At 66.2% G+C, this 25136-nt stretch carries 21 protein-coding genes and 1 tRNA gene; 4 read left to right on the forward strand and 18 right to left on the reverse strand.

The window, feature by feature from the left end:
• Positions 1–13: 13 nt before the first annotated feature.
• The 4 genes from ACU0AG_RS06895 to ACU0AG_RS06910 all read right to left on the reverse strand — a co-directional run bounded on the left by ACU0AG_RS06895 (position 14) and on the right by ACU0AG_RS06910 (position 2532).
• Positions 14–826, reverse strand: coding sequence for an outer membrane protein (locus ACU0AG_RS06895; RefSeq protein ID WP_482781522.1), 813 nt, complete (start codon positions 824–826; stop codon positions 14–16).
• Between the two features lie 235 nt (positions 827–1061).
• Entirely contained in the window at positions 1062–1757 is a 696-nt protein-coding gene (locus tag ACU0AG_RS06900) for an anti-sigma factor (RefSeq protein ID WP_482781523.1), read from the reverse strand.
• Positions 1750–2319 (reverse strand): sigma-70 family RNA polymerase sigma factor, encoded by a 570-nt coding sequence (locus tag ACU0AG_RS06905; protein WP_482781524.1) that lies wholly within the window; start codon positions 2317–2319, stop codon positions 1750–1752. Before ACU0AG_RS06905 ends, ACU0AG_RS06900 begins: the two co-directional genes overlap by 8 nt.
• 136 nt (positions 2320–2455) lie before the next feature.
• Positions 2456–2532, reverse strand: a tRNA-Arg gene (locus ACU0AG_RS06910).
• Positions 2533–2593: 61 nt separating this feature from the next.
• Here ACU0AG_RS06910 and ACU0AG_RS06915 point away from each other — a divergent pair.
• Positions 2594–3478, forward strand: a complete 885-nt coding sequence (locus ACU0AG_RS06915; RefSeq protein ID WP_482781644.1) for a queuosine precursor transporter — start codon at positions 2594–2596, stop codon at positions 3476–3478.
• On the opposite strand, the gene ACU0AG_RS06920 is transcribed toward ACU0AG_RS06915, so the two are convergent.
• From ACU0AG_RS06920 to ACU0AG_RS06970, 11 genes are all read right to left on the reverse strand, one after another.
• Positions 3475–5022 (reverse strand): Ppx/GppA phosphatase family protein, encoded by a 1548-nt coding sequence (locus ACU0AG_RS06920; protein WP_482781525.1) that lies wholly within the window; start codon positions 5020–5022, stop codon positions 3475–3477. The genes ACU0AG_RS06915 and ACU0AG_RS06920 overlap by 4 nt on opposite strands.
• Complete coding sequence (locus ACU0AG_RS06925; RefSeq protein WP_482781526.1) at positions 5022–7214, reverse strand: RNA degradosome polyphosphate kinase; 2193 nt, start codon at positions 7212–7214, stop codon at positions 5022–5024. The genes ACU0AG_RS06920 and ACU0AG_RS06925 overlap by 1 nt, the downstream gene beginning before the upstream one ends.
• A gap of 102 nt (positions 7215–7316) precedes the next feature.
• Complete coding sequence (gene virB11 / locus ACU0AG_RS06930; RefSeq protein WP_482781527.1) at positions 7317–8333, reverse strand: P-type DNA transfer ATPase VirB11; 1017 nt, start codon at positions 8331–8333, stop codon at positions 7317–7319.
• A gap of 4 nt (positions 8334–8337) precedes the next feature.
• A complete protein-coding gene (locus tag ACU0AG_RS06935; RefSeq protein ID WP_482781528.1) occupies positions 8338–9492 on the reverse strand; it encodes a TrbI/VirB10 family protein in 1155 nt (384 codons plus the stop codon).
• Positions 9492–10316 carry a TrbG/VirB9 family P-type conjugative transfer protein gene (locus tag ACU0AG_RS06940; RefSeq protein ID WP_482781529.1) on the reverse strand — a complete coding sequence of 275 codons (825 nt, stop codon included), beginning with the start codon at positions 10314–10316 and terminating at the stop codon, positions 9492–9494. The genes ACU0AG_RS06935 and ACU0AG_RS06940 overlap by 1 nt, the downstream gene beginning before the upstream one ends.
• Positions 10313–11515 carry a TrbL/VirB6 family protein gene (locus ACU0AG_RS06945; RefSeq protein WP_482781530.1) on the reverse strand — a complete coding sequence of 401 codons (1203 nt, stop codon included), beginning with the start codon at positions 11513–11515 and terminating at the stop codon, positions 10313–10315. Before ACU0AG_RS06945 ends, ACU0AG_RS06940 begins: the two co-directional genes overlap by 4 nt.
• On the reverse strand, positions 11512–13935 hold the full coding sequence (locus tag ACU0AG_RS06950) for a VirB4 family type IV secretion/conjugal transfer ATPase (protein ID WP_482781531.1): 2424 nt from the start codon (positions 13933–13935) through the stop codon (positions 11512–11514). The genes ACU0AG_RS06945 and ACU0AG_RS06950 overlap by 4 nt, the downstream gene beginning before the upstream one ends.
• Entirely contained in the window at positions 13925–14209 is a 285-nt protein-coding gene (locus ACU0AG_RS06955) for a VirB3 family type IV secretion system protein (RefSeq protein ID WP_482781532.1), read from the reverse strand. Before ACU0AG_RS06955 ends, ACU0AG_RS06950 begins: the two co-directional genes overlap by 11 nt.
• Positions 14206–14505: a TrbC/VirB2 family type IV secretion system protein gene (locus tag ACU0AG_RS06960; RefSeq protein WP_482781533.1), complete on the reverse strand. Its 300-nt coding sequence runs from the start codon at positions 14503–14505 to the stop codon at positions 14206–14208. Before ACU0AG_RS06960 ends, ACU0AG_RS06955 begins: the two co-directional genes overlap by 4 nt.
• A gap of 39 nt (positions 14506–14544) precedes the next feature.
• Positions 14545–15171 (reverse strand): lytic transglycosylase domain-containing protein, encoded by a 627-nt coding sequence (locus tag ACU0AG_RS06965; RefSeq protein WP_482781534.1) that lies wholly within the window; start codon positions 15169–15171, stop codon positions 14545–14547.
• Positions 15172–15335: 164 nt separating this feature from the next.
• Entirely contained in the window at positions 15336–15737 is a 402-nt protein-coding gene (locus tag ACU0AG_RS06970) for a tetratricopeptide repeat protein (RefSeq protein ID WP_482781535.1), read from the reverse strand.
• A 314-nt stretch (positions 15738–16051) separates the two neighbouring features.
• Between ACU0AG_RS06970 and ACU0AG_RS06975 the strand changes: the two genes are divergently transcribed.
• Together ACU0AG_RS06975 and ACU0AG_RS06980 are read left to right on the forward strand one after the other, a co-directional pair.
• Complete coding sequence (locus ACU0AG_RS06975) at positions 16052–17617, forward strand: hypothetical protein (RefSeq protein ID WP_482781536.1); 1566 nt, start codon at positions 16052–16054, stop codon at positions 17615–17617.
• Positions 17618–17743: 126 nt separating this feature from the next.
• Positions 17744–20452 (forward strand): TonB-dependent receptor domain-containing protein, encoded by a 2709-nt coding sequence (locus tag ACU0AG_RS06980; protein ID WP_482781537.1) that lies wholly within the window; start codon positions 17744–17746, stop codon positions 20450–20452.
• A 326-nt stretch (positions 20453–20778) separates the two neighbouring features.
• Here ACU0AG_RS06980 and ACU0AG_RS06985 read toward each other — a convergent pair whose 3' ends face one another.
• The 3 genes from ACU0AG_RS06985 to ACU0AG_RS06995 all read right to left on the reverse strand — a co-directional run bounded on the left by ACU0AG_RS06985 (position 20779) and on the right by ACU0AG_RS06995 (position 23445).
• Complete coding sequence (locus ACU0AG_RS06985) at positions 20779–21453, reverse strand: response regulator transcription factor (protein WP_482781538.1); 675 nt, start codon at positions 21451–21453, stop codon at positions 20779–20781.
• Between the two features lie 94 nt (positions 21454–21547).
• Entirely contained in the window at positions 21548–22288 is a 741-nt protein-coding gene (locus ACU0AG_RS06990) for an SDR family NAD(P)-dependent oxidoreductase (protein ID WP_482781539.1), read from the reverse strand.
• A 14-nt stretch (positions 22289–22302) separates the two neighbouring features.
• Positions 22303–23445: an acyl-CoA dehydrogenase family protein gene (locus ACU0AG_RS06995; RefSeq protein ID WP_482781645.1), complete on the reverse strand. Its 1143-nt coding sequence runs from the start codon at positions 23443–23445 to the stop codon at positions 22303–22305.
• Between the two features lie 397 nt (positions 23446–23842).
• Here ACU0AG_RS06995 and ACU0AG_RS07000 point away from each other — a divergent pair, with 397 nt between their 5' ends.
• Positions 23843–25120 carry a FecR family protein gene (locus ACU0AG_RS07000; RefSeq protein WP_482781540.1) on the forward strand — a complete coding sequence of 426 codons (1278 nt, stop codon included), beginning with the start codon at positions 23843–23845 and terminating at the stop codon, positions 25118–25120.
• The last annotated feature ends 16 nt before the right edge of the window (positions 25121–25136 follow it).

Genomic DNA, 25136 nt, shown 5'->3' on the forward strand with positions numbered 1-25136 from the left:
CGCGCAGCACGGGTCAGAAGCGGTAGGCTGCGACAACCTTCAGCGATTGCAGGTTGGAGTTATCATTGGCGCGCTTGAAATCCACGCCGCCCGCAAGGACGAAGGGGTTGGTCGCACCCGCCGTGCCCTGACCGACCCGGATCAGCGTGTTGTCATCATTGTAGCCGGTGTAGAGATATTCGACGCCGAGCGAAAAGTTGCTCCCGATCTTCTGCTCCAGACCGGCACCAAGCTGGTAGCCCCACGCGTTTTCATCGGCCAGCACCGTGAACGAATTTGCGGTGTTGCTCGATTCGAACGACTGGTCGAGCTTGGCATAGGCAAGACCGCCGGTGACGTAGAGCAGGGTCTTTTCGGCCGGGGTGAAACCGGCCCGCAGACGCAGCGCGGCGGTGAAATCGACCTCGCGGGTCATGGTATAGAACGCCGGTGTGGTGCTGAAGGCGGCGACGCTGTCGCGGATATCGGCGGTGCCGATCTCGCCCACCACACCCAGCACGAAATTGTTCATCTGGCTGTCGTAACCGAAGCGGCCCTGAAAGCTCACGCCATCGGAATCGCTGCGGCAATTGGCGTTCTGGGGCGAGGTGGCTGCGCCTCCGCAGAAACCGGGCGAGAAGGCATTGGCGCCCGCCGCAGTCGTCACGGTTTCGCCGAAGCTGCCGTTCGAACCGCGATCGAAGGTGATCGTTTCATCGGCATCGCCTGCCTGGAAATCATAGCCGATCGATGCGCCTGCGTAGAAACCGTCGAATTCGTCGTCGGCCTGCGCCGGCGCGGCGATCATCACTGCGGCGGCGGCGGTAGCGAATGCGAGTCTTTTCATGGAAGTGCTCCGGCAAATGGACATGCAGTGTCACGACACAGATGCGACCGCCCTTGGGGGCGCTCCGGACCCTCGGGGCCGCAGACGAATATCGCCCGCCTGTCAGGGCAGGGGCGGGACAGCTGCCCCGGTCAGGCACCTGACAGACGAGCGATAACCGACGGTCGCAGTGTCGGTGTGAGAGGACCTCACGTCACAGATACGAGCATCCGGAAAAAATCGGATGCAGCGCGGATCAGATGGCCGAAATTTTTCCCATCGCGATCGGCGTGCTGCTTGGCGCGGTGTGGGGCGCGCCCTCGGGCGTCTCCAGCGAGACAGCCAGAAGCGCGCCATCAACCACGAAGGCCTTCAGGCTTTCGGGCACGGCCACCAGCGTGGTGCCGTCAGCGGCGATCAGACCAAGCGAGCGCGGCACCCCGTCTGCCGGGATCACCCACAATTCGGGCACCAGCGTGCTATCGGGCAAAGCCACTGCGCGGATGCTGATCCGGTTGTTCTGCGGATCGAGATCGGCTGCCAGCAGGGTGCCATCCGCCCCAGCCAGCTGGGCGATGACCGCCGGCGCGGGTTGTTGCGGCGCGGGCGTGCGCACGGCAAAGGCATTGAACATCAGGATCGCCGCCAGCGATGCCGCCAGCGCGCCCGAAAGCGCGGCGGTGCGTTGCCAGAACCGGACCCGCCCGAGTTCCAGCGTGCGCGGTTCGGCATCCAGACGGGCCTCGATAGCGGGCCAGAGATCGGGCGGCGGGGCTTCGGCAAAACCTTCGCCCAGAGGATCGAGCCGGTCCTGCCACTTGCGCACCCGCGCCGCGAAAGCCGGATCGGACAGCGACAGCCGCAAGGCTTCGGCACGCTCCTCGCCTTCGAGCACGCCCAGTGCGAGCTCGGCTGCCAGTGCGGCCTGTTCCGGTGTGAGCTTGCTATTCACCCTGGAGACACCCCCGCAATTGCAGCAATCCACGGCGGATCCAGCTTTTGGTGGTGCCCAGCGGAACCTTCATGATGTCTGCCAGCTCTGAATGGCTTGATCCGTCGAAAAAGGCCAGACGGATTGCGCGCTGCTGGTTGGGGGGGAGCGCTTCGAGACAATCGAAAATGTGGGCGCGGTCCTCGCCTGCTGCCATGGCTTCGATGGCATCGCCGATGCCGGCGCCGCTTTCATCCGTCATCGCCGCAGCGGGCAAGGCCGGAGCGCCGTGCTTGCGCAGCCAGTCGATCGCGGCATTGCGGGCCACGGCGCAGAGCCATGTGATCGGGCTGGCGCAGCTGCGGTCGAACCGTCCGGCGCGGTTCCAGACCTTGAGGTAAACGTCCTGCAACACATCCTCGGCCGCGTCGCGATCGCGGCAGATGCGCAGGCAAACGCCGAAGAGTTTTGCCGAGGTCCGGTCATGCACCGCCCGCAGCGCCCGGCGATCGCCTTTTGCGACCTGCTCGATCAAGTCGGCGAGCTCTTCGCGGCGCGCATCGGCGTGATCGGCATTCGGCATGGCGGCGGGATATCGGGCAGGGCCTGCGCCTGCAAGCAGCAATCGCCCGGTGGCATGGGCCCCTTCCCTGCCGCGCCAGTTTGGGACACGGCGCGGCCCATGCAACCCGCCCCGCCCCTTGCGGGACGGAGCGATTTGGCGCGCCCGGCAGGACTCGAACCTGCTGCCTCAAGATTAGAAGTCTCGCGCTCTATCCAGATGAGCTACGGGCGCGCGCCGCCATCGCCATTAGCGCGCTTTGATCGCCATGGGAATCGCGCTAACCCTCGCGGCGATGGAAAACACCTCTTCCCCCGATCCCGCCGCCGCGTTCGATCGCGATCCGACCGACGGCATCATCGCCACATCGCGCCCGCCGGTCACCTTTCGCTATTATGATCTGGTGATGGCGGCCTTTGTCGCGATCCTGCTGCTGTCGAACATCATCGGAGCGGCCAAGCTGACCTTTGTCGATGTGCCATTCTGGCCGCAGGGCTGGTGGCCCGCTGCGGACGGCGTGTTCATCTATGGCGCGGGAATCCTGTTCTTCCCGCTGGGCTATGTCATCGGCGACGTGCTGACCGAAATCTACGGCTTTGCCAAGGCGCGGCGGGTGATCTGGGTGGGGACGGCGGCGATGCTGTTTCTGGCCTTCATGTCGTGGGTCGTCACCGCCCTGCCCCCGTTTGACGGCTGGGAATGCGCCGCCAGCGGCTTTGGCGGGGAGCGCCCTGCCACCTCGACCGCCGATAGCGCGATCCCCGGCGGGGCGATCTGCCAGAGCACCTATGAAAGCGTGTTCGGTAGCACCTGGCGCATCGTCGTCGCCTCGATCACCGCCTTCTGGGCCGGCGAATTCGTCAATTCCTTCGTCATGGCCAAGATGAAGGTCTGGACCAGAGGCCGCGCCCTGTGGACCCGCACCATCGGATCGACCTTTGTCGGGCAAGGGGTGGACAGCCTGATCTTCTATCCGGTCGCCTTCTACGGCATCTGGACCACAGAGGCGGTGCTGACCGTAATGGTCACCAACTGGGCGCTGAAAGTGCTGTGGGAAGCGGTGCTGACGCCGGTGACCTATGTGGTGGTGAAACGCCTGAAGGCAGCCGAGGGCGTGGACCTGTTCGACCTCGATACCGATTTCTCGCCCTTTGCGAGCAGCAGGAACGACGCCGCCTAGAGCACAATCTCCGGCACAATCTCCACCCGCCAGCCGAGGCCGAGGCGTCCGGCGAGCAGTTTCATGTCCTTTTCGGTCGGCTGGCCGAACAGCGCGGCGTGGCTTTCGGCCAGTTGCAGCACCAGCGCATCGCCGTCCACCGACAGGCGGCTGACCTCCAGCGAGCGGCGCGACTGGGCGCCCAGCCTGCGGGCGAGCCGCAGGGCGAGGCCCCAGCGCACCGCTTCTTCCAGCGCCTCGGCACTGGCAAGGGCACGCACTTCGGCGGGCAGGTTCAGCTGGTTGCCATTGGCGGCAATCGCCGCAGCGAGCATCGCCCGCCCCTTGCCGTCGATCCCGGTCCAGCGCTTGTGCAGCGCCCAGTTGATCGCCTGCGGCAGACGGATATTGGGTTCGATCTGCATGCCCGCAAGCGCCAGCATGGTCGCCGCCATGCGCAGCCGTTCGCTGCCATGGGTCCGGGCGGGCGCCGCGTCGAGCGTCCATGCCCCCATGCGGGTCGCCAGCGTCGGCGATGTGCCGCGCTGGTCGGAAAACACCATGACCCCGGCCAGCAGCGGATCCTGTGCGCGGGTGTGTGCGGGCAGGCGATCATAGAGCAGCCCTTCGCGCAGGCCCCATGACGAAAACACCACCCTGTCCGGTGCCAGCCGCGCCAGCAGGGCTTGCAGCAGCACCGCCGCATCGGGCAGTTTTTCGGCGCGCATCGTGGAGATGCGCTCGCGCCCGCGGATCGCCTCGCCCTCGGTCGCGGCGAGCGTTGCGGCCAGATCGAGCGCAGCGCCGGCATCCAGCTCGAACCCGTGCGGATCGCTCAGCGGATAGCCGTTCGCCGCCATCGCATAGACCGCCATCGCCCGCCATGTGCCGCCCACCAGATAGAGCGCGCCATTGGCCGCCGGCGGGTTGGCGGAAAGATCCCACCCGCCCTTGCGGATCGCCTTGTCGAGCGACTTGCGCATCTCGTCGCGCGCGGCATCGCCCTTGCGCCCCTGCGGGCGGTGATCGGGCAGGCGCAGCGTGCCGAGCGGGAGGGTGCTGGCGCTGTCGGTCCGGCCCTCTGCAACCCGCACCAGTTCAAGGCTGCCGCCGCCCAGATCGGCCACGATCCCGCGCGCGTCGGGAAAGGCCCCGATCACGCCGTGGGCGCTCAGCAGCGCTTCCTCCTCGCCCGAAATCACCCGCGGCGAAAGGCCGATGCCGCGCAGCTGTTCGACGAATTCCGGCCCGTTGGCGGCATCGCGCACCGCCGCTGTCGCCACGGTGTCGATATCGGTAATGCCGAGATCGGACAGCAGCAGCGCAAACCGCTTCAGGCCCCGCAGCGCGAGCGCCATCGCCTCGTCCGCCAGCCTGCCGGTCGCGGCAATCTCGCGCCCCAGCTTGGCGGTGACTTTCTCGTTCAGCAGCACCATCGGCGCGCGCATCGTGCCGCCATAGACCACCAGACGCACCGTGTTCGACCCGATGTCGATGATCGCGCGTTCGGGCCGGATACCGGCAATCGCGCCCTCGCGCTCGCCCCGCCTTCTGCCATAGGTCATCAGGCTGCCCCCCGCCGCAGCGTAAGCTTGGGCACCGCCCCCGCCTCCAGCGCCCCGCCGCGTCCGGACAGCGAGGGGTTGGTCATGAAATAGCGGTGGCAGTTGAACGGCTTTCCATCGGTATCCACGCGCGAATAGGAGCCGTCGGCGTGGAGCCACCAGCTTTGTTCGGTATCGAGCATATTGGCGAGCAGCACCTGTTGCAGCACCTGATCGTGCACCGTGCGGTTGAGGATCGGGATCAGCGCCTCGACCCGGCGATCGAGATTGCGGGTCATCATGTCGGCCGAAGCGATGAACACCGCCGCCTGCGCGCTGGGCAGGTTGTGACCATTGGCAAAGGCATAGATGCGGCTGTGTTCCAGAAAGCGTCCGATGATCGATTTGACGCGGATGTTCTCGCTCATCCCCGCGATGCCCGGCCGCAGGCAGCAGATGCCGCGCACCACCAGTTCGATCTGCACGCCGGCATTGCTGGCGGCATAAAGCCGGTCGATCACGCCTTCATCGGTGAGCTGGTTGCACTTGAACCAGATCGCGGCGGGCTTTCCGGCCTGCGCATTGGCGATTTCGGTATCGATCCGCGCATAGATTTCGCTGCGCAGATCGATCGGGGCGATGTGGATGCGTTCAAGGCTGTGCGGCTGGACATAGCCGGTGACGAAGTTGAACATCTTGGCCGCATCGCGCCCCAGCTTGGGATCGGCGGTGAAGAAGCTGAGATCGGTGTAAACCCTGGCGGTGACAGGGTGATAATTGCCCGTGCCGAAATGGCAGTAGGTGCGGAAGCCATCGCCTTCGCGCCGCACCACCATCGCCACCTTGGCGTGGGTTTTCCAGTCGGTGAAGCCGTAGATCACCTGCACCCCGGCGCGTTCCAGCTTGCTTGCCCATTTGAGGTTCTGTTCCTCGTCGAAACGGGCTTTCAGCTCGACCACGGCGGTCACCGATTTGCCCGCTTCGGCTGCCTCGATCAGGGCATTGACCACGGCAGACTGTGATCCTGCGCGGTAGAGCGTTTGCTTGATCGCCACGACATCGGGATCGGCGGCGGCCTGCCGCAGGAAATCGACCACCACCTCGAAACTTTCATAGGGGTGGTGGATGATGATGTCCTTCTCGCGGATCGCGGAAAAGGCATCGCCGTCATGTTCACGGATGCGTTCGGGAAAGCGCGGGGAATAGGCTTCGAACTTCAGGTCGGGCCGGTCTTCGCGGACGATTTCGGCAAGGCCGTCGATCCCGATCATGCCATCGGTCTTGATCACTGCCGCTTCGTTGATGCCGAGCTGTTCGAGCAGCAGCGCCTCTGCCGCCGGATCGAAATCCTCCTCGATCTCCAGCTGGATCACCTGCCCGCGCCGGCGCCGCTGGATCGCGCTGCGGAAGGTGCGCACGAGATCTTCGGCCTCTTCCTCGATTTCGATATCGCTGTCGCGCAGCACGCGGAACAGCCCGTCGCCCTGAATGGTGAAGCCGGGGAACAGCGCTTCGGCATAGCGCTGGATCAGCCGGGCAATCGAGATATAGAGCACCCCGCTCTCGCCCGTCACCGCATCCGGCACCCGCACGAAACGCGGCACGGCGCTGGGGATCAGCACCATCTCGATCAGCTGGTCGCGGGTGTCATCGCGGGTCAGGGTGAACAGCAGGCCCATGCCTTCGTTCTGCACGAAGGGGAACGGGTGCGCCGGATCGAGCGCCTGCGGGGTGATGATCGGCAGGATTTCGTTGAGGAAGTAGCTCTTCAGCCACTTGTGTGCCGCCGCGCTGACGCGCTGTTCATCGGCGATGTGGATGTCCGCCGCCGCCAGCCCTTCGCGCACCGTGCGCCAGATCGCCTGCTGGCGGTGCGACAGATCGACCAGCTTCTCGCGGATCGCGGCCAGCTGCTGCGAGGGACTGCGCCCGTCGAGCGAAGGCGTCGCCAGCCCGCGCTGCACCTGCCCGACCAGACCGGCCACGCGGATCATCATGAATTCGTCGAGATTGCTGCCCGAAATCGACAGGAACCGCAGCCGTTCGAGCAGCGGATAGGCCTCGTTGCAGGCCTCGGCCAGCACCCGCTGGTTGAATTGCAGCCACGAAAGCTCGCGGTTGAAATAGGGCGATTCGTCCGGGGCAAGGTCCGCAAATTGCGCTGCCGCCGCGCCTTCAGGCGGGTCTTCGCTGCCGATCGGTGACGTGCTCATCGCTTTCCTGTTCCGGACGCTGGTCTGCTGCGCCATGTTCGCTTGCCGCGGTGGTGTAAATCAGGAAGGCGGAATTGTCACAAGCGTGTCAGACGAAATCGCTCAAACCAGATCGCGGGCCTCGGCGATGCTGGTGATCCCCCGCTTGCCATTGGCATCGCGGCCCAGTTGCACGATCACATCGATCACGCTGGCGGCATAGGCGATGGTGTCGGAGCGGGTCAGGCCGATGCCGGTCTGCATCACCATCAGGCTCAATTGCTCCAGCGCCCCGCGCACGCTGTTGGCGTGGATGGTGGAAAAGCTGCCGGGGTGCCCGGTGTTGATGGCGCGCAGGAAGCTGACGCTTTCCGCCCCTCGCAATTCGCCCAGCACGATGCGATCAGGGCGCAAACGCAGCGCGGCTTGCAGCAGTTCGTTGGCGGTGACCTTGGCCTCGCCCAGCTCGCCCTTCACCGCGACAAGGCCGACGGCGTTGGCGCCGGGGAATTTCAGTTCCGGCGTATCCTCCACCATCACCACGCGTTCGTCCGCCGGGATTTCGCCGAGCATGGCGTTGAGAAAGGTGGTCTTGCCGGTGCTGGTGCCGCCCGAAATCAGGATGGTGCGGCGATTGCGGATCGCCTCGCGAAGGAAGGCGATGGGCTGGCCTTGCGGATCGGGCATCGCCGCCGCAGCCTCCCCCGCCAGCGGCCCGGTGTCATAGGCATCGAGCGGCAGATCGAGCCGGCGGTGGCGGCGGATTGCCATCACCCAGTGTTTGCGCGCAGCCGGAGGCCCGCAGAACTGCACGCGCGCGCCATCGGGCAGGGTCGCGCCCAGCAGCGGGTGTTCGCGGTTGATCCCCTGATGCGAAACGCGCGCAACCTGTTCGGCGAGGCGCTGCACCAGCCGGTCATCGATCTCGGGCGTTTCGATGCGCTGCATCCCCGGATGGGCGGCATCCTCGATCCACACCTCGCCCGGACGGTTGACCATGATTTCGGTCACGGTGTCGCGATCAAGCCAGCGGCGGAACGGCGCGAGATAGGCGTCGAGATAGACAGAACGTTCGGGCGCGAGCGGCGCTGCCGCCTCCCCGCCCTCGCCCGTGTCCAGCCGGTGGATATCCGCGCCCATGGCCTCAGTTGCCGACCGGGCTGAAATCGAGATCGCGCGCCGCGAAGACGCGGATCGGCTCGCCCGCACGCACGCGGATGGTGGGGCTGATCTGGCCTTGCGATTGCACCGCCGAATTGGCCGCACTCTGCGAACCGCCCGCGACGATCAACCCGCCGACCCCGCCGGTCGCCACCGCGCCCAGCCCGCCGACCACCGACAGCAGCAGGCCCGATCCGAAGCGCTTGAAGAAGTGGCTGTTCACATCGCCCTCAAGCCCGGTCGTGCCGTCAAAGCCGACTGCGGGCGACGCGATGTTGACCGACACGCCATCGGGCCGGATCAGCCGTGTCCATACCACATAGGCGCGGCGCTGGCCCTGCTCCACGCCTGCCTGATACTGCCCGATCAGGCGCGATGAACGCGGGATCAGCACGCGCTTGCCATCGAAGCTCTTGACGTCCTGGCTCACCACGGCGCGCACGTAACCCGGCACATCGGTATTGATCGCGGTTTCGAGGATCGCGGGGATCAGCGTGCCCTCGGTCACGGTGGTCGAGGGGTTGAGCATCGGGCGGGCCTGCGCAGGCGCGCCGCCCACCCCGCCGATGCGGCTGGCAAAGGCTGCCGCGCTGCCCGTGCCCGCCGGGTCTGCGGCAGCGGCAGTCGCCGCCGGAACGCCCGCCGGAAGCTCCGCCAGACGCTGGCCGCCCGCGGCGCGGCTGCCGTCGAAGATCAGGCTGGGGCTGGCATAGGGATTGACCGCCGCGCCCGGCATGGCGGCGGGGTTGGTGGCATAGACCGGCATCGGCGCCGGATCGCCCTGCTGCACCACCGGCACCGCGCCGGGCTGCTGCGCGGGATCGGTGACCGGCTGCACGGTTGCAGGCGCGGCCGTGCCAGCCTGCGGCGGCGCGACCGCAGGATTGCCGATGCCCTGCGGCTGCGGCGCATCGGCGGAATTCATCGCCCAGTAGGTCGTGCCGCCCAACCCTGCGACCAGCAGCGCGCCGATCGCCAGACCCAGCCCGTCACCCCTGACCTTGCGATCGGTAACCGCGGGAAAGGCGGCGCGGCTGGCAAGGTCGATGATCTCGGCACTTTCACGGGTCCGCGGATCGACCGCTTCGCCGCTGTCCCCCGCGCCCTTCTTCGGCGGCAGTCGCATGGCCAGACGCATCAGTTGCTCTCCTTGGCAGGCTTGGCGCGGCCCAGCCCGGCGCTGCGCGCTTTCGGGGGCATCGGCCCGGTGTTGGTGAGGGTCGCAGCGTCACGGCCCGACCGCAGGATGATCTGCGCCGGCACCCCGTCCACCACCACGGTCTCGCCGCGGGTGGTGAAGTTGACCGGCCCTTCCTCGCCATCTGCGTTGGTGACGAGAATGGCGGGGATCGCAGTCCCTTGCGCCCAGGTCAGGAACACCGCATCGCCATTGTCGAACGCCCGCAGCGGCAGCAGCTGCGCCGCGCCCGCGCTGGCCCATGCGAAGTTGAGGCTGGCCGGATCGAGGATCGACAGCGGGTCGCGTGCCGCCGCCATTTCCGCCGGCGATGCCGCCTCGCGCTGTGCCGCTGCCTCGGCCTCTGCCGCCATGGCGAGGCGGGCTTCCTCCTCGGCCTTTTCCAGTTCGGGATAGCGGAATTGCAGCACGTAAAGCGCCGAATTGCGGGGGGAGGCGACAAGATCGAACAGGTAGGTGCGCTTGTCGGTCACCACGGTCATGTTGGTGCGCGCATCCACTTCGAGCGGCTTCACGAACAGGATCGTCTGCGCCTTGTTGGGCTGCACCTGCCATGCCGCGGAATCGCCGATGGCGACGTTTTCGATCATTTCGTCGGGCGCGAACTTGATGGTGGTCTGCACCTTCACCTTGCCATCGATCCGCACCACGGCGTTTTCGTCAAAAACGCGGGTTTGCAGGCGGTTGTCCTCAGCGCCCAGCGGCGCGGCAACAGCACCGGCAAGGACAAGGGCGAGCGCGGCGATCAGGGCGGCGCGGGTCATTGATAGGTCTCCGTAGGCGTGGTCACGGCAGGCTTGGCCGCAGCGGTCTTGCCCGCCTGCCGGAAACGGTTGCCGATACCGCGGGTGCGCGATGCGGCGGGGTTGAAAGGCACCACCTGCCCGCCCCCGCCATTGGTGGCATAGACACGCGTTTCACGTGAAACACCGGAGGCAGCGCCGGCATCATTGGCGGCGGCAACGGGCAAGGCGGCGGCAACATCGACCCGGCGCGGGGCAAGCGCGGGGCTGCTGGCCGGGGCGACAGCGGTGCTGCGCGGCGTGGTCGACACAGCGGCGGGCGCAGCCACGATCCGCGCGCCATCGCCGCCCCGTTCGCCGCGATCCCTGCCCGGCACCAGGCCGAACACCTGCCAGCCCGAAACCATCGTGCCCGCCACCTTCAGCGTCATCAGCATCAGCGCCACGTGCACGGCCCCCACAAGGAAGAACGCCATCGCCGCATTCTGGTCGATCACGCCCGGCACGGCCACCAGCGCGGCGAGGATCGGGACCGACATTTCCAGCATCAGCGATCCGCCGAGCACCGCGAAGAGCGGCGCCAGCGCCATCATCACCAGCCCCTTGAGCCAGCCGGTGAACAGCCCGCGGGTGCCCTCGAACAGCGCCAGCACCACGAAAATCGGCCCGACCGCGAGCAGCAGCGCCAGCCCGATGCGCGCTGTCACCAGCAGGCCGACCGTGCCCAGCATCAGCAGCATCGCGCCGAACCACATCATCCCGCGAGGCGAGAAGGCGCTGATATCATTGGTATCCCCGCTCGCCTGCTGGACAGCGAGGAACACCACGTCGAGTTTCTGCGCGAAGGTTTGCGTGGCCGAGCCCTGGGTTCCCGTCAGCACCCCCGCCACCCAGTCCGGCGCGCCGACGAACAGGTTGTAGAACACCGTCGAAAACGCGACGTAGGATGTGGCGAAAGTCAGCACCAGACCCAGCGTCATCATCTTCGGCAACAGCGCCCGCACGCCAAGGCTCGACCGGCCGAGCATCAGCGATATGCCGAAGCCCGCGACATACAGCACCAGCACCAGCGAAAGCGCGAGCGCCAGTCGCCCTTCGGTGCCGAACAGGCGGTTGAAGGCCTGTTCGCTCATCCCGCTGGCGATGCAGTCCACCGCCGTCAACGCGGAGGAGACGCCGGTGCCCATCGCCTGTGCGGCAAGATCGCAGGCCGTGCTCATTCGGCGGCCTGCCACAGCGGCGCATCATCGCGCGCGGTGCCATCGGGCCATTCGCGCCCCGTGAGCGCCGGGAACCATGCGGCCGGATCATCGCCCACCGCCTCGCGCAGCAGATCGAGCCGCCGCACCGCGCTTTCGCGGCCCGAAAGGATGGTGAGCACCTCGGGCGCGCCCGACAGATCGAGGCGCACGACCACGCTCGCGTCCGGCTGGCGCACCAGGAAGCAGCGGCTGTGTGCCGGAAGCGAGCGGATCAGCGCGAATTCGTGGCTCGTCAGGCCGAAGCCGTCGCAGTAATCCTCGGGCCGCGCGCGGCTGTTGGGCATGAACACCATGGTCGCTGTCTGTTCGACCAGCGCGGTGGAAATGCGGCTGTCGAGCGCGTCGCGGGCCGACTGCGTGGCGAACCCGACCAGCGCGTTGCGCTTGCGCAGGGTTTTCAGCCAGTCGCGGATGCGCGCCGCAAACACCTCGTCATCCAGCGCCTTCCAGCCCTCGTCGATCAGGATCATCGTCGGCTGCCCGTCCAGCCGCTCGTCGATGCGGTGGAAGAGATACATCATGGTCGGCGTGCGCAGGCGCGGGTTTTCGAGCAGCGCGGTCATGTCGAAACCCATCACGCGGGTATCGAGATCGAGCCGGTCGGCCGCGTTATCGAACAGCCAGCTATGCTCGCCGCCCCCGATCCACGCGGCGAGGCGATCCGCCAGATCGCCCGGCTGCGGGCGGCGGGTGCCGGCCAGCAGCTCCTTGAAGTGCCTGAGGCGGCGCAGCGCGGGATCATTGGCATAGGTCGCATCGACCGCGGCGCTGATCGTGGCGAATTCCTCCGGCCCGTCCGCCTTCAGCAGCACGGCGAGCCAATCGCGCAGGAAGGCGCGGTTGGCAGGGGTATCGGGCAGGCTGAGCGGGTTGAACCCGGTCGGCAGCCCCGGCGCGATCCGGTCATACCGCCCGCCGATCCCGCGGATGAACAGCTCCGCCCCGCGATCCTTGTCGAACAGGATGGTGCGCGGTTTGAATTTCTGCGCCTGCGCGGCGAGGAAGTTCATCACCACCGTCTTGCCCGATCCGCTCGGCCCGATGACGCTGAAATTGCCAAGGTCGCCGTGATGGAAATTGAAGAAGAACGGCGTGGCGCTGGTGGTTTCCAGCAGGGTCACGGCATCGCCCCAGTGGTTGCCGGACGCCTGCCCCAGCGCAAAGCCGTGGAAGGAGCCGAAGCCCGCCATATTGGCCGAGGAAATCAGCGCACGGCGCACGATATATTCCTCGTTGCCGGGGAACTGCGCCCAGAACGCCGGTTCGAGATTGGTGTCCTCGCGCACCGCAATCGCGCCGGTATCGGCGAGCGCGGCGGCGCAGGCGGCCATCGCATCGTCGAGCGCGGGGAGCGTCGCGGAACGCACCAGCACAGTGAGGTGATGATCGCCAAAGCCCACCGCCCCGTTGCCGAGGCTGTCGCGCGCGGCGAGCATGTCGGCGCGTTCCGCGGCGGCCTCTTCATCGACCGAGCGCGAGCGGCGCAGGGCAAGGTCGATCCGCTCCTTGGCCGTGGTACGCTCGTTGGGGGCGTAGCTTTCGGTCACGACCATCTCGAACGGCAGGCGCAGCAGATTGTCGAGCAGGCCGGGCGAGGTCGCCTCAGGGTAATCCTTGAGGCCCAGAATGGCGGCGAAATCGGGCGCGGCGCTGCCCCGCAGCTCCATCGCATCCAGCCCGAAGGAGGCGCGACGATAGGGCAGCATATGGCCGATGTCGGTCTCGTCCGAAGGGCGGCGCACCGGGCGCATTTCGCCGTTGTAGAGCGCCGAGAGCAGCTCCAGCATCTCCGAATTGGTGCCGCTGGCGCCGGGGGCCTGATAATCGCCCAGCACCGCCGCGCCGTAATTCTGCAAGCTGGCGACCAGGCCCGTGATCGCGGCTTTCAGGCTGCGGATATCCTTGGGGTCGGCCTGAAGCTCGTCGGCGCCGGCGCGGCTGAACAGTTTGGACAGGCGCTCTGGCAGGCCGGTCTTGCCGCGTGCGGGGCGGCGGATCAGGGTAACGAACTGGTCGTTGATGAACAGCGATCCGCCCGCCAGCCGCTGCTTCCAGCGCGCATCGATATGGCGCGACAGAGGATCGGGGAATTCCGCATCCAGCTCCACCTCCACCCGGCGGCGGATGACGTGGTGATACATCACGAAGCGCGCATCGAGCGTGCTGCGCAGCATCACCTCGCGGGTGGCGGCGTGGGCGTTGAGGGCGTCACTGTCCTCGGTCTCGAACAGGAGGCCGGGGATCTGGATCGCGCTCATCACGCTGCCATCGCGCAGCAGCACGGTGTTCTCGTCGATCAGGCGGGCATAGGGCAGCCGGTCGCCGACACGGGCTTCCTTCGCGCTCCACGCCGCAGCGCCAAGCCATTTACGGGGCATAGGAATTGCACCCCCAGCGTTTGAAATTGGGCACCCGCGGGCATTTGCTCACCTTGGTGATCCACAGGTCGAAAATGCGCGGTTCGCGCAGACAGGCGAAGTAGCCGATCACGTGCATCACCACCGGCACCGGAACGACCCAGAAGCTGTCGAGGATCAGGAAGGCGATCGTCGTCACCATCAGGTTGATGATGAAAAAGTTCATCGTCACGCCCGCAAACATCTGCGGGCGCGTCAGGCTGCGGTGAACCGGATGGCGGACGAGATCGGTCATAAGCCGCTGATGCTCGCCACCAGTCGCGGCGCGCCGAAGATGATGAACACGCCGACGATCACGGTGCCGCCGTAGCGCCAGTTCATCCGGCCGGTGAGCATCATGAAGCCGACGCCGGCCACCGCCATCACCGCAAGGCTGGTCGCCACCGGGCCAAGCAGGATGTTCTGCATCCACAGCAGGGCGCTGGTGATGGGATCATCGCCGCCGGCATTCTGCGCCGAGGCAGCGGCAGGGGTCAGCGCCAGCAGCAGCAGCGCGGCGATACGGGCGGGAAGGCGGAACAGGGACTGCATGCTATCTGTCAGACTTTCGCTTGTGGTGGACGCGGCCGGTTACTGTCCGGCAGGGCGCGCATGGTTGGCAAGGCGGCCCATGATGGCCGCGACATAGTTTCGCGTTTCGCGGATATTCGGAATGCCGCCCGCCCGCTCGACCCGTCCGGGGCCGGCATTATAGGCGGCGAGCGCCTTCTCCAGATCGCCATCGAACCGGTCGAGCTGTTCGCGCAGGTAGCGCGCCCCGCCTTCGAGGTTCTGGAACGGATCACGCGAATCCACCCCGAGATAGCGCGCCGTGCCCGGCATCAGCTGCGCCAGCCCGCGTGCCCCGACAGGCGATACTGCATCCTCGCGCCACCGGCTCTCCTGCCACACCACCGCTTCGAGCAGCGCGGGCGACAGGTCGAACCGCGCCGCCAGTTCGGCAATCTTGGCGGAATAGCGCGGCGGCACGGCGGCAGCATGGCGGGCGGGATCGACGATGACATGATCGGGCAATGCCGGCCCGGCCGCCAGTTCAGCCGGAGCAGCAGCCCCGGACGGCACTGGCACCGCAGCCAGCGGCCCCGCCACCCAGCGCGCCCCGTCCGGCCCCAGTTCGAGCACGTCGGCGCGCGCCCCGGTGCCGAGGCCAACCAGAATTGCAGCACACATGACGCGACCAACCGCGGCGAGAATCATTTCCCGGCACTCCTGAATGCCCCCCTTTGTCTAACCTAAATGACATGCAGGTGACAGCCTTGTGAAACCCGCAGGGCCAGCGACGGCGCACAGCAAAACAGGCGGGCCGCATGGTGCAGCCCGCCCGTCATGCGGTTCGGTGCGACCCGAGGGCCGCGGGTTGTTCAGTCGCGATAGGTCAGCTGGCCGGCGCGGGCCGTGGCCGGGCGGAATTCGCCGCGGTCCAGCATCTTGATCGCCTTGCGCGCCAGCCGCCGCGAATCGGTGGCGGTGCCATCGGCGGTGTCGAGCTCGATCACTTCATGGCAGGCCAGCGCCGCCTCGAACGCCGCACGCGCCTTGGCATCATCGCCTGCCTGCGCATGGGCGATGCCAAGATTGATCAGCACCGCCGGATCATGCGGATTGGCCGCCGCGGCCTTTTCCAGCACCGCGAGCGCTTCGTCCCCGCGCCCGGCGGCGAGTGGCTGGACCGCAAGCTCGCCCATCGCGGCGACAGGCATCACGGTTGCGGCAGGCGTCGGGGCGGCAGCAAACAGTGCGGCAACAAGCAGGGTGACAGACATCGGCAAGGCTCCCTCATTCTCTGGAAGTCATAGTGACCCGAACAGCCCGCGAGTGCAACACAACTGTAACATTGTAATTTTTCTGTAATGCAAATCGCCAAACAACTGTTTTTGCGATATTCTTTCGTGACATTTTCGCCCCGCGCCTGCGCAGCCACGCGGTCATAAATGTCTTTCTTCGGTCATAATCGCAGAACTGCAACGCAACTGTAACGCTGCAAGAATTCCGTCACGCACCGTCCCTAGCGCTCGGCCCGCGCACCGCTTGAACCGCGCGCAATCGATTCTTTCGGCACTTTAGGGGACCGCTCGCTGTGAAAAACATTCAACGCACGCTTATTCTGGGATGCAGCCTGGTCGCTCTGGCCGGATGCGGCGCGGATGAAATCGTCTCGCCCGGCACCGGCGGGAACATCATCATCAACAATCCCACGCCCACCCCGACCCCGACGCCGACCCCCACGCCGACCCAGGCGCTGGTCACTCCGGCAGCCGGTTGCCCCACCATCGCCACCCCCGGCGGCCTGGCCGATTCCGGCACCCTGAGCGGCCCGACCGGAACCTACCGCGTGTGCCGCCTGCCGGCGCGCTTCACCACCACCGACACGCTGCCTTTCATCCGTGGTCTGGTCTACCAGATCGGCGGCCGCGTCGAAGTGGGCGAAGACCGCGGCTTTGCCAGCACCGGCACCTCGGTCACCCTGACGATCCAGCCCGGCGCGATCCTGTTCGGCCAGCAGGATTCCTACCTCGTGGTCAACCGCGGCAACCAGATCCAGTCGAACGGCACCGCCGATCGCCCGATCATCTGGACCAGCCGCGACAACATCCAGGGTCTGGCCGACGACAACAGCCAGCAGCAGTGGGGCGGCGTCGTGCTGCTCGGCCGTGCACCGGTGTCCGACTGTTCGACCGGCGTGTTCAACACGACCGCCAACCCCAACGCCAACCCGACCTGCGAAGGCCGTCTGGAAGGCGCGGCGATCGCCACTCCCTTCGGCGGCGCCAATGCGGCGGACAGCTCGGGCTCGTTCCGCTTCAACCAGATCCGCTTCTCGGGCTTCGAACTGGCGCCCAACAACGAACTCCAGTCGCTGACCACCGGCGGCGCGGGTTCGGGCACGGTGATCGAGAACCTCGTCTCGTTCAACAGCTCGGATGACGGCATCGAATTCTTTGGCGGCGGGTTCAACGCCCGCAACTTCGCGATCATCGGCGCATCGGACGATTCGCTCGATGTCGATACCGGCGCGATCGTGAACCTCGACACCGTGATCGCGGTGCAGCGCAGCAGCACCGGCGACCGCATCATCGAACTCGATTCGCCCAACGTGGCCGATCGCACCCCCTCGAACGCCCTTCCGCAGACTCGTTTCCAGGTGAACAATTTCACCTTTGTCGTCCGCGCCAGCGCACCGCAGGTGGTGCAGGCACGCGGCGGCGCGGCGCTGGGCCTGACCAACGGCGTGATCGATGCCGGCACCAACCACTGCTTCCAGATCGACGAGCCGACCACGCTGGCGGCACTGATCGGGGTGAACTCGGTGGTGGGCGATTGCCCGGCGACTGATCCGATCCGTGGCGGCGCGGGCGTGACCAATGCCGATGCGGCAGCGGCCATCAATGCCGGCACCAACAACAACTTTGCCTTCGTGATCACGCTGACCAACCGTGTGGTCAACGGCGCTGGCGAAGCGGGCCGCACGGCGTTCAACGCCAACACCCGCTCGACCTTCTTCCCGACCCGCACCTTCATCGGCGCGATCGAGAATGCCGGCGCGCTGACCACCATTTTCGGCAACTGGACCTGCAACTCGACGATCCAGAACTTCGGCAGCACCACCGGCAACTGCACCTCGCTGCCGGTCTATCCGGCCTAAGCGGACGACCATGATACCCGAGGGGGTGAGGCTGCAACGTCACGCTGCGCCTCCCCCCCTTTTGTCATTCTGCGGGCCGGTTTGCGGCCATTGAAACTGAACCAACTCACCAGGGGGTCCCCACCTATGTCGACCGGCAAGCGCCTTGCAGGGCTGCTGCTTTTCACCACCGCGATCACCCTGCCTTCCGTGCTGGCAGCACAGGATGCGCAGCCCGATGCGGATGACGCGGCAGAGCAGGCTGAGGAAACCCCGCCCGAGGAAGAGGTTCAGGATACCGACATTTCGGTGCCGGGCGGCGGGATCATCGTGACCGGACGGCGCAACCGCGATCCGGCGCGCAATTCCTCGCAGGTGCTCAGCGTCCTGTCCGAAGCCGATATCGCCCGCACCGGCGAAGGCGATATCGCGGGCGCGCTGACCCGCGTTTCGGGCCTGTCGCTGGTCGGCAACGGCCGCGTGTTCGTGCGCGGCTTGGGTGACCGCTATTCGCTGGCGCTGCTCAACGGCCTGCCGCTCCCCAGCCCCGAACCGCTCAGCCGCGTGGTCCCGCTCGACATCTTCCCGACCAGCGTGATCGCATCGTCGCTGGTGCAGAAGACCTATTCGGCCAACTTCCCCGGCGAATTCGGCGGCGGTGTGATCAACCTCACCACCAAGGCGATCCCGACCGAGGACTTCCTCACCGTCAGCTTTTCGGCCAGCGGCGATACCGAAACCACCTTCCAGAACGGGCTGACCTATTTCGGATCGGACTGGGACGGCTTCGGCTTCGACAACGGCAACCGCGATTTTCCCACCGCGCTGCAAGACCTGATCACCAGCGGCACCCGCGTCAACGATGCGCCGATCGCGCTGCAGCGCCAGCTGGCCGGGCAGATCATGCCCCTGAACCTCGTCACGCTACAAAAGAACGATGTGCTGCCGGCCAATTTCTCGGGCAGCATCACCGGCGGCGGTTCGTTCGAGGTGGGCGATGGCAACTACCTCGGCATCATCGCCACCGCCGGCATCACCAATTCCTGGCGCAACCGATCGGTCACCAGCCAGCAGTTCGGCGATGCCGAGGCGGGCGACATCATCTTCGATTCGCGCAACTTCATCACCGATAACAAGGTGCTGGTGAACGGGCTGATCGGGATCGGGCTGGATATCGGCGAACACACCCTCCGCTGGACCAACCTCTACATCCGCGACACCCTCAAGACCGCGCGGCTGGCGCAGGGCACCGATTTCTTCACCGACCGCGTGACCGGCTTCGATTTCCAGACCCAGCAGACCGGCTGGTTCGAACGCCAGCTGATGGACAGCCAGCTGGTGGCCGAATTCAACTTCGACAAGCTGGAGCTGGACCTGCGCGGCGGCTATGCCCGCACCGACCGCGAAGCGCCCTACAACGCCATCGTCCCCTATATCCGCACCAATATCGAAGGCGATCCCTTCGGCAACCTGTTCACGGTCGATGTCGGCGCGCTGATCGGGGGGACCGAGCGCATCCAGGTCGGCTTTGAAGACCTGCGCGAAGAGCTGTGGTTCGGCGGGGCGGACGTGACCTACGAAGTCACTGACACACTGTCGCTGACGGCGGGCTATGCCTATTCGGACACGGCGCGCCGTTCGCTGTCGTTCATCATCCGCCCGCTGATCGCATCGAGCGCGGAATTCACCACCGCGCTGCGGGCGCTGGGCCTGCGTCAACCGGGCGAGATCATCAACGGATCGACGCTGGCGACCTTCGATGACGGCACGCCGTTCTTCAACGTCACCGTGTCCGACCCCACCCCCTTCCCGGTGTTCGATGCGGCGCTGACGATCCATGCCGGCTACGGTCTGGCGCGTTACCGCCCGACCGACCGGCTGAGCATCGAGGCGGGCGTGCGTTACGAAGACGCATTGCAGGTCGCCGCTCCCGATCTGGCCTTCGGCGGCGGCAACCTCGCCAACCCGACGCGGATCGCCAATGACTACTTCCTGCCCTCGGCCACGGTCACGTGGGAGGCGATCGACGATCTGCAACTGCGCCTCTCGGCCTCGCAGACCATCGCCCGCCCGCAGTTCCGCGAGCTGGTGGAACAGACCTATTTCGATCCGGAATCGAACCGCCGTTTCCGCGGCAACCCGTTCCTGCAGGACAGCGAGCTGCTGAACCTCGAAGTGCGCGCCGAATATTACATGGGCGGGCCGAACCGGGCGAGCCTTGCGGGCTTCTTCAAGAAGATCGACAATCCGATCGAAAACTTCCTGATCACCGCGCCGGGCATCATCGAAACCAGCTACGCCAACGCGCCCGAAGCCGAGCTTTACGGCGCCGAAATCGATGTCGCCTATGGCATCGATCTGGCCGACTGGGGCAGCTTCTTCGAAACCAAGCAGTTCCTGATCCTTGCCAACTACACCTACACCCAGTCGAGCATTTCGGTGGGTGCGGGCGACATCGCGCCGATCCCCGGCGCGACCGGCCTGCCCGCGATCCAGATCTTCGACGATGGCGCACCGCTGGTGGGCCAGTCGGATCACGTGGCGAACCTGTCGCTGGGGATCGAGGATACCGACAAGGTCCAGCAGTTCACCGTGCTGTTCAACTACGCCAGCGAGCGTGTGACCCTGCGCGGCGGGGCGCTGCCCGATGTGGTGGAAGACCCCGGCCTGACCATCGATGTGGTCGCCCGTTCGGAAGTGAAGCTGGGCGGCATCCCGCTGGAAATCAGCTTCGAGGCGCGCAACATCACCGGGCGCGACAATTTCGAATTCCAGGCGATCAACGGCAACCGCGCCGAGATCAACACCTTCGATGTGGGCACCAGCTTCTCGATCGGAGTGAAGGCCGAGTTCTGAGGCATCCGCGTTCCTGACCCGAAACCAGACAAGGCCGCCCTTGACGGGGCGGCCTTTTTTGAAGGCGAGACGACCTGCAAAGGGATCGCCGGTAGCGTCCGGTTTCAGGGGAATGATGCGTGCGGTTTTTTGGCCGCAAATGGGTGGGGAGCTGCCCCTTTCGTCATCCCAGCGCAAGCTGGGACCTAGGGCCTCATCATGCAGCGCTTGCCGCCTTAGGCCCCAGCTTGCGCTGGGGTGACGGGAAGGGGCAAATCGGGGTCGCTAGCCAACCGGCAGCTTTTGTTGCACGGCGCGCGATTGCGGACATTGCCTGCGCGACCCGCTCACCCCAGATCGAAAACATACCCCAGCGAACGCACCGTGCGCAGCGGGTTGCCGCCGCCGGCCGCCTTGATCGCGCGCCGCAACCGCCCGATCCACACATCGACCGTGCGTTCGTCGATCGCCGGTTCGCGCTTGCCAAGGCCGCTGATCAGATCCTCGCGGGTCAGCACGCGGTTGGGGTTTTCGGCGAAGTAGCGCAGCAGCCGGAATTCGTTGGGCCGCAGCACGATCGGCACCTCGTTCCAGCGCGCCTGAAGCGCGGCCATGTCGATGGTCAGCGCCCCCATCTCGAACCGGCGCGTGGCAACCCGCTCGCTGGTGCGCGATTGCAGCGCCAGCACACGGTCGAGCACTGCGGTGCGATCCAGCGGGCCGACGACATAATCATCCGCCCCTGCCCGCAGCGCCCGGCGGCGATCCTCGGCGTCGTCCGCTTCCAGCACCATGGTGATATGCGCATCCTCGGTGCGCGGATCGGCGCGCAACCGGCGGCACAATTCGAGACCCGCGAGTTCGGGCAGAACCCAGTCGATGAAGGCCCACATCGGCCCTTCGACCAGCCGCTTGGGCCCTTCCGGCCCCAGCCGGTCGAAGGTGAAGCGGCGCTGGTCGTGGACGAAATCGTCCAGACTTTCACCCAGTTCGCCTGTCAGGAAGATATTGACGACATCCATGTGCAGCTTGCCCCGGTTTCCTGCCGGATTGGCGCAAGCGTGTGACGCGTTTGTGACTGCTTTTCAGTTGAGTGTAACAATATCACCGAAAGGATCAGGACAACGTCAGCCCTCCGTCCACCACCAGCGTCTGACCAGTGATGTAGGACGACAGCGGCGAGGCGAGGAACAGCGCCGCGCCGGCCATGTCCTCCGGCGTGCCGGTGCGGCGCAGCGGGATCTTCCTGAGGCTCGCTTCCAGCCGTTCGGGGTGATCGGTGGTGACGCTCGTCAGCTTGGTCGGCACCAGCCCGGGCGCGATGCCGTTGACGCGGATGCCGTCCCTCGCCCAGGCCTCGCCCAGCGTCTTGGTAAGGCTCGCCGCGCCCGCTTTCGATGCGGCATAGGCAGGCGTGCCGATGGTCGATTTGAACGCGGCGACGCTGGAGACGATGATGATCGTGCCCTTGGCTTCAGCCAGCGCCGGGTGAAAAGCGCGGGCGGCGTCCATCACCGAATTGAGGTTGATATCGACCACCTGATCCCACCCCTCGCGGGTGAATTCCTGCCGGCCATAACGCACCGTCCCCTGACACAGCACCAGCACATCAAGCGGGCCGAAATCCGCCGCCAGCCGGCCTGCCGCCGTGCGATCGGTCAGATCGAGCTGTCGGTATGCAAGGCCGGTGAAGTCCGAATCCTCGGCCTCGAGGTAGTCGCCGCAATCGGGCCGCGTGCCGGTGACAGTCACGCTGGCTTCCTGCTGGCGGAAGCCGTGCGCGATCCCGTTGCCGATCCCGCTCGACCCGCCGATGACGAGAACGCGCTTGCCGGTGAAGTCGAGGGGGTTGGTCATGCCCGGATACTCCCCTAGATCGACCGTGAGATCACTTCCTTCATGATCTCGTTCGTGCCGCCGAAGATCCGCGTCACGCGCGCATCGCGCCACAGGCGGGCGATGGCATATTCGTTCATGTAGCCCGCCCCGCCGTGGAGTTGCAGCGCGACATCGCAGCATTCCCATTGCAGGTCGGTGTGCCACAGCTTGGCCGCGCTCGCCTCGTCGGTGGTGAGTTCACCCGCCAGGTGCTTCTTGATCGCCCAGTCGAGGTGCGCCCAGCCCACCTGCAGCTTGGCCTTCAAATCGGCGAGGGTGAACTTGGTGTTCTGGAATTCGAACACGCTCTTGCCGAAAGCCTTGCGGTCCTTGGTGAACTTGACCGCCTCGTCGAAGGCCCGCTGCGCCGCAGCCTGCGCGCCGACCGCGATGCTGAGGCGCTCCTGCGGCAGTTCTTCCATCAGGTGGACAAAGCCCATGCCTTCCGCGCCGAGGATATTGGTCATCGGCACGCGGCAGTCGTTGAAGAACAGCTCGGACGTGTCGGCCGAATGCTGGCCGATCTTGTCGAGATTGCGCCCGCGTTCGAAGCCGGGGGTGTCGGCGTCCACCAGCACCAGCGAAATGCCCTTGGCGCCCTTGTCCGGATCGGTCTTGGCGACCACGATCACGCAATCGGCGTTCTGGCCGTTGGTGATGTAGGTTTTCGACCCGTTGATGACGAGGTGGTTGCCATCCTTCTTCGCCGTGGTGCGGATGCCCTGAAGGTCGCTGCCGGCGCCCGGTTCGGTCATGGCGATCGCGGTGATGATGTCGCCGCTGACCATGCCGGGGAGATATTTCTGGCGCTGTTCGGGGGTGCCGAGCCGCTCGAAATAGCTGGCAGTGATATCGTTCTGGAGCGTGAAGCCCGCTGACGATCCGAGGTAGGAAATCTCCTCGGTCAGCACGCAGTTGAAGCCGAAATCGAGGCCGAGACCGCCGTTCTCCTCCTTCACCGTCATGCACAGCATTCCGGCCTCGCCCACGGCTTTCCACACATCGCGGGGCACGATGCCGTTCGCCTCGTGTTCGTCCATGTGGGGGGCGAGATGTTCGGCAAAGACCTTGCGGACAGTGTCGCGGAACGCCTCGTGGTCCTGGTTGTAGGCGGTGCGGTAGGTGGTGGCGAGCATGGCGGGGTTCTCTCCGGCAAAACGGTTTTGATTTGCCACGATTGAACAGCGCGCGCGGGCGGCGGTCAAGCGCGAAAGTGGGGGTGAAGCGCGGCTGTGCCTGCCCCCCGCGATGCCAGCCTGTTCGGGGTGAATTTACATCTGTTTACTCGGCGGCTTGTCCCCGCACCTCCTAAGGGGCCTTTCGGGTGAGGGAGGGCGCGCAGCATGATCCTGTGGGGAAAAACCGAAGGGCAGCCACGGGGACGCAGACTGCGTCTGGCGGTTGCGGGCGCAGGCGCCGGGCTGGTTGCCGGATGTTTCGCAATTGCCTATGCGCTTTCGGTGCAATCGTTTTAGCAGGAATTGGCGGAGCGCCGTGGTAAATCGAGTTGCGATCCGGAACAGTCCTTTCACCGTGGCACGAACGGTCGCGCTGGCCTGCCTGCTGACCGGTCCTGCGGCACTTGCGCAGGATCAGGATGTCATCGAGCACCGGCTGAAAGCCGATGAATCGCCCTATTCGCTGGCCCGCGACTACATGGCCTCGCCCGCCAGCCACCGCGCCATCATGCAGGTCAACCGGATCACCGATCCGCGCCGGATCCCGGTCGGCACGGTCATCCGCCTGCCGCGCCATCTGCTCGCTTTCCGTCCGGTCAATCTGCGGATCGAGGCCTTTTCCGGCGCGGTGACGATCAACGGCCGGCCGGCCGCCCGCGGCATGGCCCTGCCCGAAGGGGCGGTGATCCGCACCGGCAGCAACGGCTTCGTCTCGCTGCGGGGCGAAAGCGGTGCGGTGCTGACCATGCCGACCAATACCCATGCCGAACTGGTGCGCGCCCGGATTTACCGGCTCGACGATTTGCAGGATATCGAATTCCGGGTGCTGGGCGGGCGCGGCGAGGCGACCGTCCCCGGCCTCAGACCGCGCGAGCGTTACCGGATCGGCACGCCGGCCACGGTCAGCGCGGTGCGCGGCACGGTGTTCCGGGTCGGGTATGACGAGGCAGGCAGCCGCTCGGTGGTTGAAGTGGTCGAAGGCGCGGTCGCCACCGCAGCCGGCGCGCAGGAGGCCCTGACCGGCGCGGGCTTCGGCATTGCCGCAAGCGCGGGAGGCCTGTCGGGGCCGGAAGCGCTCGCCCCTCCGCCGCAAATCACCGCGCCGGGCGCGGTGCAGACCGAGCCTGCGGTGTCCTTCGCCATTGCCCTGCCGCCCGCCGCCGCCGGTATCCGCACCCAGATCGCCCGCGATGCCGGCTTCATCGACATCATCGGCGAGGCGATCACCACAGGCGATGCGCCCGCGACCTTCGCCGATATCGCCGACGGGCGCTATTTCGTGCGCGCGCGGGTGATAAGCGCCAGCGGGATCGAAGGCAATTCGGAGGTCTTCTCGTTCCGCCGCAAGCGTCTCGGCGTCAGCGCCAGCGCCGGGCCTTCGCCGCTCGCGGACGGCTACCGCTTCGCATGGCTGAAGGATGGCGAGGGCGAGACGACTTACGCCTTCCAGCTATGGAACACCGCCAACCCTGCCGATCCGGTGGTCGATGAAACCGCCCTCGACAGTCAGGGAATTGTGGTTTCCGACCTTGCGCCGGGCACCTATGAATGGCGCGTGGCGGCGATGCAGGTCGACGAGGATGGTTTGCTTCAGGTGTGGGGACCGACGCAGCGTCTGAACGTGACCGAATAGCCGGTTCTAGAGGGCG

The organism is Erythrobacter sp. RANMB8 (assembly GCF_056848235.1).

What these genes read in the sequence shown, in the direction of transcription:
- virB11 (WP_482781527.1), bottom strand. Translation starts at nt 8,333, where the DNA reads ATGGGCGCGGATATCCACCGGCTGGACACGGGCGAGGGCGGGGAGGCG.
- ACU0AG_RS06950 (WP_482781531.1), bottom strand. Translation starts at nt 13,935, where the DNA reads ATGCCCCGTAAATGGCTTGGCGCTGCGGCGTGGAGCGCGAAGGAAGCC.
- ACU0AG_RS06940 (WP_482781529.1), bottom strand. Translation starts at nt 10,316, where the DNA reads ATGACCCGCGCCGCCCTGATCGCCGCGCTCGCCCTTGTCCTTGCCGGT.
- ACU0AG_RS06945 (WP_482781530.1), bottom strand. Translation starts at nt 11,515, where the DNA reads ATGAGCACGGCCTGCGATCTTGCCGCACAGGCGATGGGCACCGGCGTC.
- ACU0AG_RS06980 (WP_482781537.1), top strand. Translation starts at nt 17,744, where the DNA reads ATGTCGACCGGCAAGCGCCTTGCAGGGCTGCTGCTTTTCACCACCGCG.
- ACU0AG_RS06960 (WP_482781533.1), bottom strand. Translation starts at nt 14,505, where the DNA reads ATGCAGTCCCTGTTCCGCCTTCCCGCCCGTATCGCCGCGCTGCTGCTG.
- ACU0AG_RS06935 (WP_482781528.1), bottom strand. Translation starts at nt 9,492, where the DNA reads ATGCGTCTGGCCATGCGACTGCCGCCGAAGAAGGGCGCGGGGGACAGC.
- ACU0AG_RS06895 (WP_482781522.1), bottom strand. Translation starts at nt 826, where the DNA reads ATGAAAAGACTCGCATTCGCTACCGCCGCCGCCGCAGTGATGATCGCC.
- ACU0AG_RS06905 (WP_482781524.1), bottom strand. Translation starts at nt 2,319, where the DNA reads ATGCCGAATGCCGATCACGCCGATGCGCGCCGCGAAGAGCTCGCCGAC.
- ACU0AG_RS06970 (WP_482781535.1), bottom strand. Translation starts at nt 15,737, where the DNA reads ATGTCTGTCACCCTGCTTGTTGCCGCACTGTTTGCTGCCGCCCCGACG.
- ACU0AG_RS06995 (WP_482781645.1), bottom strand. Translation starts at nt 23,445, where the DNA reads ATGCTCGCCACCACCTACCGCACCGCCTACAACCAGGACCACGAGGCG.
- ACU0AG_RS06965 (WP_482781534.1), bottom strand. Translation starts at nt 15,171, where the DNA reads ATGATTCTCGCCGCGGTTGGTCGCGTCATGTGTGCTGCAATTCTGGTT.
- ACU0AG_RS06920 (WP_482781525.1), bottom strand. Translation starts at nt 5,022, where the DNA reads ATGACCTATGGCAGAAGGCGGGGCGAGCGCGAGGGCGCGATTGCCGGT.
- ACU0AG_RS06985 (WP_482781538.1), bottom strand. Translation starts at nt 21,453, where the DNA reads ATGGATGTCGTCAATATCTTCCTGACAGGCGAACTGGGTGAAAGTCTG.
- ACU0AG_RS06925 (WP_482781526.1), bottom strand. Translation starts at nt 7,214, where the DNA reads ATGAGCACGTCACCGATCGGCAGCGAAGACCCGCCTGAAGGCGCGGCG.
- ACU0AG_RS06915 (WP_482781644.1), top strand. Translation starts at nt 2,594, where the DNA reads ATGGAAAACACCTCTTCCCCCGATCCCGCCGCCGCGTTCGATCGCGAT.
- ACU0AG_RS06990 (WP_482781539.1), bottom strand. Translation starts at nt 22,288, where the DNA reads ATGACCAACCCCCTCGACTTCACCGGCAAGCGCGTTCTCGTCATCGGC.
- ACU0AG_RS06955 (WP_482781532.1), bottom strand. Translation starts at nt 14,209, where the DNA reads ATGACCGATCTCGTCCGCCATCCGGTTCACCGCAGCCTGACGCGCCCG.